This is a genomic window from Porphyromonas sp. oral taxon 278 str. W7784 (assembly GCF_000467855.2).
Lineage (GTDB): Bacteria > Bacteroidota > Bacteroidia > Bacteroidales > Porphyromonadaceae > Porphyromonas.
This window is the reverse complement of sequence record NZ_KI259241.1, coordinates 124,480-131,607: the sequence shown is the minus strand read 5'-3', so window position 1 is coordinate 131,607 and position 7,128 is coordinate 124,480. Positions and strand designations below refer to the sequence as shown.

Here is a 7,128-nt window from a genome sequence, read left to right as displayed (position 1 = left end):
TAGCATAGCTATTACCGCCCTTCTTTTTATAGAACCGAGTGCAAAGGAATTCCACCAAGAACATAATCCCAACACGATGAGCAAAGGAATTGAGTCTAATAGCACGAATGCAGTTGCTGCCCCTTCTATGCAGGTGGAAGAGGTCCGGATAAATTCTGTTTCAGAGTTTATAGAGAAGATTGTCCAGCTTGATAAAGAGGAAGGTACCGAGATCTTCTACCGAGGTCATGCTGATAGGGATTGGGAGCTTCTTCCCTCTATCTTTAGGACGCCGAATGGGGTGGAGAAAGAGCATTTATTGTTCCGAGATATGGTGGCGCATGAGCCTCAGAGCTTCTCTGAGTGTAAGTCAGCCTTAGATTATCTCGTACAAATGCAGCACTATGGCTTACCTACTCGCCTCCTCGATATGACCACTAACCCCCTCGTTGCTCTATATTTTGCCTGCCAGTCGGTTGGTGATGTTAATGCTGGTATTTCTGCAGGTATGCAGATAGCAGGGGAGCATGTTTTGGGTATTATTCTGAATGATCCTAGAGCTAGGGATTTTACTAGGAAGGAGGCTAATCTTATGATAAGAATAGCCTACATGGCAGGTGCGCTAGCAGGTGCTTCCTCTGCTACTGCTCTTCATGCTGCAGGTGGAGCTCTTGCTGCGCTTTTAGATGAACCAATGACAGATTCGTCTGTCTTGAATGTAGCTCTTTTTGTAGCAGACTCTTCCGCTAAGCTTGGAGCAGAGGAGGGGGTAAAAGCTAGAGCTAAGGATGGAGTCATTTACTCATTCACTGCGCCTGAGAATAGGGTGAAGCATTATGATAGCGATGCAGTCTCTGTATTGACTAATCTTGCGAAGTGTAAGATTTCAGAGCAATGCTCTGCTAGTACTCCTTCAGTGGAGGATTTTAATAAACAGCCTGATATAGCTCGCTTGTGTGAGCAGATTAAAGTGGAGAAGCCTCATTTCCTTCCTAGCATACAGCCTGACACCTTGAGTAGTCTCTTCTTTGTCAAAACAAAGAATGGAAATCAGCGTATTACTAATCAGATGGGGGCTTTTTTAGTATTTGGTCTTGGACTTAATCTGAGGAAAGAAGGAGACAATGCTGAGGGGAAGGCATATTTGACAAAGGGAGTACATGCAGAGATCCCATCCGAATGGATTAAGAGAAAGTTTGTTGTCCCGAAGGAGAAGAAAACGAAGCTCCTTGAGGAGTTGGCGCACCTAGGTATAACAGAGTCTTATATCTACCCAGGCATAGAGCAGTATGCGAAGGAGCTGAAGAAGAAGTACAAGCTTTAATGAGAGACAGCCACCTCGCAGAGCTCTTTGCTCTAGGTTAAAGTCGCAGCTTTAGACTTAGTCCCTCAGACGACGATGCGGTGACCAGCAATGGCTGGTCACCGCATCGCTTTTTTAGGGGGAAGGGGCGGATGGTGGAGAGCCTTTGCCTGCGAGTGTTTGGAGGGGCTGTTTAGCTTGAGCGGGGAGGGGACTTGGGGAGAGGCAAAAAGGACCCTACGGTAGGTCGTCGATGCGACCTACCGTAGGTCGGTGAGACGACCCACAGTAGGTTTTTTCTACGACCTACCGTAGGTCGTTTTTTAGCCCTTCTGAAGGTAGGGGCTTTCCCCTCGTGCAAAGGGCGTATTAGGGATGCCTGTTCTTTGGTGGTCTTTTTCGCCTGTGTTTATCTGTCTCAGGGAAGGCGAAGCGGGGAGGGAGGAGATGCTCGGTCTTCCTCCAAGGTCTTAGTGAAGGCTATAAAACTCTTTAATTTTATACGATTAAAGAGAATTAGAGGATTCGGAGCCTTCTACTTGCGCTGTCGTGGTGGGAAGAGCACTTCGATGAGCTGCTGGAGGAGGGCTTGGCGGGGTGAGAGACGAGGGCGGGGTGTGCGAAGTCTTCGTACCTTTGTGCCCATAAATACATCGACAGATATGACCAAAGACCAATCCTTGCGCCGTGAAGGCGAACATCTACTCGACGAAATCAAAAACCTAGGGAAGGAACTCCTAGAGGAAAGCAATGAGCCCCGCTTGCTCCCTGCGATCTATTCCCGCCGATCCATCCGAAAGTTCGTCGATACTCCGCTGACGGGTGAAGAGGTGCAGATCCTGCTGGAGGCGGGTCTTCGTGCCCCTTCGTCGAAGAATAAGCATACGACGCAGTTCATCCTCATCGAGCAGCGGGAGATGCTTGATCGCCTCAGCCATATGCGTGAGAGTGGGGCGCTCTTCCTCCAGCAGGTACCGCTGGGGATCGTCATCCTTGGCTCCCCGATGGAGTGCGAGCGATGGATAGCTGATGCTTCGCTGGCGGCAGGCTACATCCAGCTACAGGCCGAGGCTTTGGGGCTGGGCTCCTGCTGGGCAGATGCCTACGGGTGCTACACGGGGAATGGGCAGGAATCTTCGGAATATGTGCGCAATCTCCTTGGGATCCCTTACCAGCTGGAGGTCTTCTGTATCCTGGCCATTGGTCATAAGGCAAGCGACGCTGCTCCACGCCCCACAGAATCGCTGAAGTGGGAGAAGATCCACATCGAGCGCTACCCAGAGCTCGAGGAGACCGAAGCACCGAAGGAATGAGTTTGAGCGAAGGGACTCCGGAGCGCCTCGTCCTGCTTGGGGCGGGGAATGTAGCGACGCATCTGGGGCGAGCACTTATTGCCTCAGCTTCGTCCGCAGTGCACCTCACCCAGATCTACAGCCCTGGGGGCCGTTCGGCTCGGGCGCTGGCTCAGGAGCTGGGCGAAGGGATCAGCGCTGTCGGATCTCTGGAGGAGCTTGACCTCGATGCCGAGTGGTATATCTTCGCTGTGCCCGATGATGCCCTGATCCCGCTGGCTAAGGAGCTGGCGGGGCGGGTTCGTGGACTCTGGGTGCATACCTCGGGATCAACCTCCTTGGATGACTTGGCTGAAGTGCACCGACCTGCAGGTGTTCTGTATCCTCTCCAGACCTTCTCCAAGGGGAAGGCGCTGGACTTCTCCGAAGTGCCCCTTTACGTCGAAGGGACGGACTCCGAGGCAGAAGGGCGTATCCTTCGGCTAGGCGAACTGCTGAGCCGGTCGGTAGCTCGTGCGACGAGCCAGCAGCGCCTCGTGCTCCATCTGGGGGCTGTCTTTGCTTGCAACTTCTCCAATCACTTGATCGCCGTCGCCGAAGAGCTCCTGACCCGACATGGCCTGCCGGAGAAAGCCCTCCTACCGCTCATCGACGAGATGACGGCTAAGCTCCATACCCTCCCAGCACGGGAGGCGCAGACGGGACCTGCACGGCGGGGAGACGAACGGACGCTCCGTAGGCACGAGTGCTTCCTAGCGTCGGAGCCTGAGCTGGAGCACCTCTACTCGCTCCTGTCTCGTCAGATCCGAGAGCGCTCGGAGCGTAGGTAGCTTTCCCTCCCAAAGAAGCGCTGGGACCAGGATGAGGATAGTGTGGAAGCCTCCTAATCTACCTTCGATTAGGACGAAGCCCATCTATCGTAAGGGAAGGCTTTCCTTAGGGTACTTCGGGGGGGAAGAAGTGTGATCTCGATCGATCCCTTCTACCTGTGAGGTGCAGAAAACCCACTTACAGAGCCCGACCGAGGACATTTGGTGCCCTGGAGCTTACAGTGTAGTGAATCATTCTCGTGGAGGATGGGGACTAATCTCGGCGTCTTAGCAGGAAAAGGGACTCATTTAAATAAATTTCTTTACTTTTGTACCCGCTACAGTGAACAATACCCTCTATGGGTAGTGTTATCACAGTACAAAGACAATGACATATTGCCTTGGGCGTCGGGAGACGGCCGCCAGGTCTCTTAGGAATCATACCTTCTGGGTTACGGGAAGATTGCGTTTGGTGTTCGTAGTGTGGTAGGGTGTGATCACCGAGGACCTACATTAGGCGTGTGGTTAGATTGCTTCGGCATCGAGCCACACGCTTTCTGATTTATATATCCCCCCGTCCTTATCCTATGATCCCTTCGAAGAAGTGGGGTGATGCGCAAGGGTCGCATGCCTGCCGTGAGCAGGCGTGCGACCCTCGTCGTTTGTAGCGGTCTGTGCTGTGAAGGCTTAGCGTCGTGCTAGGTCGTCGTGGGTCATCTGTAGGAGGGCACGGCCCAGACGCTGGCGTAGTGGGGAAGGGGTAGGTGCGTCCTCGAGGACACGACCACTTACGTTGTCCACGACGGTGCTCCCTGTGGGATCGATGAAGCCGAAGCCGTCGTTGAAGGTATAGTAGGCAAAGGGCTTCGTATAGTTCGGTGCTAGTACATTCCTGCTGAAGGGGAAGTCCTCGTAGGGGAGACCCAGCTGTGCAAGGAGGGTCGCCACGAGGTCGGACTGGTTCATGAGCTTGGGGATGACACGAGGACTGCGCACAGCGCCCCCCAGCCAAAGGAGTGGGATGTGATGCACTGCGGTGCCATTGCGGTCGTCGCTGTCTCGGTCGGAGAAGCCATGATCCGCTAGGCAGATAATCAAGAGGTCCTTCCACTGTGGAGTCTTCTTCAGACGCTCGATGAATGTCCCCAGGCTTTCATCCAGATAGGCGAAGGCGTTGGGTATAGGCGAGGCAAGGCGCTTGTAGGGTACATCGAAGGGCTCATGACTGCTTAGGGTCAAGAAGCCCTTATGCCAAGGCCTATCGGTAGGCTGGCGTAGGATCTCCCTGTAAAGGTAGTCGAAGGTTACTCCGTCGGGTACACCCCAGTTGGTGCGAGGGAGTCGCTTGTCGAGGTCCTTCTCGTCGGTGACTCGCTGGTAGCCCGAGCCCAGGAGATAGCCCTTCATGTTGGTGAAGTTGGCATCTCCTCCGTAGAGGAAGTCCGTGGAGTAGCCCTGCTTCCTCAGCTCTCCACTCAGGGCGGAGAGGCTACGGATCTTAGCGGGGAGCTTCATCACCGAGTGCGTGGGGAAGCTGGGGTAACCACTGAGTGTCGAGAGGACCCCTCGGTCGGTGCGGAAGCTATTAGCATAGCACGAGGAGAAGAGGATACCCTCCTTAGCGAGCCGGTCGAAGTGTGGGCTGACCTCCGCCATTCCTCCTAGAGCACCGATGTAGCGAGCCCCGAAGCTCTCCATGATGATGACGAGGATATTCGGTCGGCGAGTAGTGAGGAGGGTATCTAGACTTGGTGCTTCGGTGGGGAAGAGGTCTGCGGTGAGTTGGGCTAGTTCGGTATCAGAGTAGAAGTTGTATTCCGATCCGAAGTCCTCGGTCTTCCCCAGCGAAGAGAAGAGGCTGAAGATGGGGTTGACCGCTGCGTGATTGAGGTACTGACGATCGCTGAAGTACACCTGCCCGACATTGGCCGTGGCTTGGCTCACTCCGCCTCGGATGAGGAGGAAGGTCGGCGCAAGGAGCACGAGTGTCCCCAGCGCAGGTATCCAGCCCCTCTTGACTGAAGGCCAAGACTGCTCCAGCCTCCACCCAAGGGCGAAGAAGAGGAGAGCTGACCACAGAGCGATGAGGAAGACATTGGCGAGTATGAAGCCAAGACTAACGCTAGCGAAGGCCTCGCCTGGGCTGTCGAGGTAGAGGAAGACCGATGCATCGAGCTTGAAGCCCCAGAAGGGGTAGAGTCGCAGGTCGACGATGGTCACGATCCCACTGAGCAGTGCTACGAGGAGATGATAGGGGTATAGTATTCGCCTCGCTGGGAAGTGCTTCACGAGGAAGCTCAGCGCAAGGAGGATGAGCGGTACGACGAGGAGATACCCTAGGACCGACAGGTCGAGACTCAGCCCGTGGTACAGGACGGCGAGCGCATCCCCCAGCCCTACTCCTCCATCGCCTGGAGTGAGGAGTAGGAAGAGTAGCTTCTGCAGGAGGAAGCTCAAGAGGAGCACAAGGATCAGCCGAAGGAGGTAGAGGAGACGAGGCTTCATCTAGGGTAGGATAGCGAAGGAGCGAGTAGATATGAGGCAGACGGCACAGCCTCCTGCTACGGGAGGTGTGTGCCGTCTGTGTGTCTCTTGAGGATACGTAGCTCTAGGGCTTAGCCACGTACAGCGATGACCTCGATCTCCACGAGGCCATTCTTGGGAAGGGTCTTGACGGCGAAGGCCGAGCGTGCAGGGAAGGCGCCCGTGAACTGCTGCTCATAGACAGCGTTCATGGCAGCGAAGTCCCCCATATCCGCCAGGAAGCAGGTGGTCTTGACGACCTGATCGATGGTGAAGCCCGCTTCGGAGAGGATGGCCTTGATGTTGCGGAAGACCTGTTCGGTCTGCGCCGTGACGCCTTCGGGGAATTCGCCCGTGGCGGGGTCGATGCCTAGCTGGCCAGAGGCGAAGAGCATGTCCCCAGAGAGGATGGCCTGACTGTAGGGACCGATAGCTGCAGGAGCTTGGTTGGTAGCGATGACTTTCTTCATGCGTGTGAGGAGTAGTTTATGTGATGAGTATTAGAGTGATGATCGGATGAGGGGCGAGGTCACTTGGAGTTGAAGCGGTTCATCGCCGAGCTAGCGCCCTCGAGGCAGAAGGCGATGGCGGCGTCGCAGAAGGTATCGATCCGCTGGGGCAGTTCGGCTGATTCTTCGCTGGAGAAGGCGCCGAGTACATAGTTGATCTGAGCTCCCTGGGGATAATCGTTGCCGATACCGAAGCGTAGGCGGGCATAGGCCTGTGAGCCGAGGAGCTGAGCGATGTTCTTGAGCCCATTGTGTCCAGCGTCGCTGCCCTTGGTCTTGAGTCGGAGAGCGCCGAAGGGCAGAGCCAGATCATCGACTATGACCAGTACGCGCTCGATGGGTATCTTCTCCGTGCTCATCCAGTAGCGTACGGCCTCGCCACTGAGGTTCATATAAGTGGAGGGCTTGAGGATGACGAGCTGAGCATTCTTCACTCGCCCCACAGCTACGTCGCCGTAGCGCTTCGTCTCGAAGCGCACTCCGAGGCGCTCTGCTAGGGCGTCGGCTACACGGAAGCCGATGTTGTGGCGTGTCTGAGCATATTCAGCGCCGATATTCCCTAGGCCTACGATGAGGTATTTCATAGAGTTGTCTTGTCGTGCAATAGCGTTGTGCAGTGCGAAGATACGGAATTTCGAGGTGTCGCCTAGATGAGCGACTTCGGAGGCGCTCCGAAGGGGTGAAAAAGAGACCTACGGTAGGTCGTCGATGCG

Annotated in this window: 6 protein-coding genes; 3 read left to right on the top strand and 3 right to left on the bottom strand. The window is 55.2% G+C overall.

Features of this window, described 5'->3' with window-relative positions:
- The 3 genes from HMPREF1556_RS05750 to HMPREF1556_RS05740 form a co-directional block, all read left to right on the top strand.
- The coding region (locus HMPREF1556_RS05750; protein ID WP_021667403.1) for an FRG domain-containing protein at positions 1 to 1,303 on the top strand (1,303 nt) is incomplete at its 5' end.
- Between the two features lie 641 nt (positions 1,304 to 1,944).
- A complete protein-coding gene (locus tag HMPREF1556_RS05745; RefSeq protein WP_021667401.1) occupies positions 1,945 to 2,595 on the top strand; it encodes a nitroreductase family protein in 651 nt (216 codons plus the stop codon).
- Positions 2,592 to 3,404, top strand: a complete 813-nt coding sequence (locus HMPREF1556_RS05740; protein ID WP_021667400.1) for a Rossmann-like and DUF2520 domain-containing protein — start codon at positions 2,592 to 2,594, stop codon at positions 3,402 to 3,404. Before HMPREF1556_RS05745 ends, HMPREF1556_RS05740 begins: the two co-directional genes overlap by 4 nt.
- Before the next feature lie 666 nt (positions 3,405 to 4,070).
- On the opposite strand, the gene HMPREF1556_RS05735 is transcribed toward HMPREF1556_RS05740, so the two are convergent.
- The 3 genes from HMPREF1556_RS05735 to pth form a co-directional block, all read right to left on the bottom strand.
- Positions 4,071 to 5,888, bottom strand: a complete 1,818-nt coding sequence (locus HMPREF1556_RS05735) for an LTA synthase family protein (RefSeq protein ID WP_021667399.1) — start codon at positions 5,886 to 5,888, stop codon at positions 4,071 to 4,073.
- Positions 5,889 to 5,998: 110 nt separating this feature from the next.
- Positions 5,999 to 6,376 carry a RidA family protein gene (locus tag HMPREF1556_RS05730; RefSeq protein WP_021667398.1) on the bottom strand — a complete coding sequence of 126 codons (378 nt, stop codon included), beginning with the start codon at positions 6,374 to 6,376 and terminating at the stop codon, positions 5,999 to 6,001.
- Positions 6,377 to 6,435: 59 nt separating this feature from the next.
- On the bottom strand, positions 6,436 to 6,999 hold the full coding sequence (gene pth / locus HMPREF1556_RS05725) for an aminoacyl-tRNA hydrolase (RefSeq protein WP_021667397.1): 564 nt from the start codon (positions 6,997 to 6,999) through the stop codon (positions 6,436 to 6,438).
- Positions 7,000 to 7,128: the final 129 nt, after the last annotated feature.